General features: G+C 61.1%; 2 protein-coding genes. Both read left to right on the top strand.

The window, feature by feature from the left end; all coding sequences use genetic code 11:
- Window positions 1-693 (top strand): branched-chain amino acid ABC transporter permease (locus ACXJ5O_RS26380; protein ID WP_457302489.1); only part of this gene is annotated, 693 nt, incomplete at its 5' end.
- Window positions 690-1,606 (top strand): branched-chain amino acid ABC transporter permease (locus tag ACXJ5O_RS26375; RefSeq protein ID WP_457302488.1); only part of this gene is annotated, 917 nt, incomplete at its 3' end. The genes ACXJ5O_RS26380 and ACXJ5O_RS26375, both read left to right, overlap by 4 nt.

Raw genomic sequence — 1,606 nt, 5'->3', positions numbered from 1 at the left:
GGGCTTGGCTATGGCCTGGCGATCGTGATTGCCGTGCTTGGCACGATCATCATTGCTGTTCCCCTGGAACGTTTTCTCTACAGGCGGATTTACGGCGCTCCGGAATTGACACAGGTGCTGATGACCATCGGCATCACCTTTTGCGTCATCGGCCTCGCCAATTACGTGTTCGGTCCGACGCTGAAGACGATCCCCCTCCCCGTCGGGCTGCAGGGTCCCGTGGATATCGGTTTCCGTACCATCGCGGCGCACAAGCTCTTTGCCATCGGCTGCGGCGTGGTTGTCGCGTTGGGGCTTTGGTATTTGATCGAGCGCACGTCCTTCGGTGTCAAACTGCGCGCCTCGGTGGACAATACGGCGATGGCGGCAGCGCTGGGCGTTCGCACCAAGATCGTCTATGCAGCAAGTTTCGCGCTTGCCGTTGGCCTTGCAGCCTTTGGCGGGGTGATCGGTGCGGAACTGTTGCCGGTCGAACCCTATTACGCCCTGCGTTACATGGTGACGTTTCTTGTCGTCGTTTCGGTCGGCGGTGCGGGCTCCATCCCCGGCGCGCTGATCGCCTGCCTGCTGCTTGGTGCCATCGACACCACGGGACGCTACCTCGTGCCGGAATATGGCGAGTTCTTCTTCTATCTCGCGGTGATAGCCATCGTCTGGGTGTTTCCACGCGGTCTGATGGGAAGAGCCAAATGAGTGCCGGGGGATATGTCACGGCAATGCCTGCCCAAACCAGGGGCTGGCAGCGCGACCTCATTGGCATCGCCGCCATATTGGTTGCGGCCATAGCCGGATACTTCCTGTTTCCCGACAATCTGGCGCTGCTGACGCGCATGATCGCGATCATGCTTCTCGTCCTGTCGCTCGATCTGGTGACTGGGTATTGCGGCGTTGCGACGCTCGGTCATGCCGCACTTTTCGGCAGCGGCGCCTATGCGGCCGGAATGGCGGCGGCGCATTTCGGGATCACCGAACCGATCACCATGATCGTCATCGGCGCAGTTGGCGGGGCTCTGGCGGGGCTGATTTCGGGCGTCGTCATCCTGCGCGGACATGGCCTCGCCCAGCTCGTGCTTTCCATAGCCATCATTCACCTCTTCCACGAGGCCGCCAACAAGGCATCGGAATATACGGGCGGCAGCGATGGGCTTTCCGGCATCTCGCCCGATCCCATCCTCGGCATCTTCGAGTTCGATCTCTGGGGCCGTACCGCCTATGTCTTCGGCATCGTCCTGCTCCTCCTTGTATTCATACTCCTGCGCATTCTGGTTCGCTCACCCTTCGGCATGCTTTGCCGGGGTATCCGGCAGGATCCTGTCCGGGTCAGCGCAATGGGCGCCTCGGTCAAGCTCACCCTGATCAAGATGTATGTGATCTCGGGGTTGGTCGCGGGTGTCGGCGGCGCCTTCAATGCGGTATCGACACAGGTCGTCGGCCTCGACAGCCTGAGCTTCACCAATTCGGCCGAAGCGCTCGTCATGCTGGTTCTGGGCGGAGTGGGCTCGCTCTACGGAGCGCTGATCGGCACGATTGCTTTTGTCTGGATCGAAGATCTGGTCTCGGCCGCCAACCCGTTCCATTGGCTGACGATCGTCGGCGCGCTGCTGAT

This window comes from Phyllobacterium sp. P5_D12, from assembly GCF_054049495.1.
The sequence above is the reverse complement of the archived record's forward strand: the minus strand, read 5'-3'. Positions and strand labels throughout refer to the sequence as shown.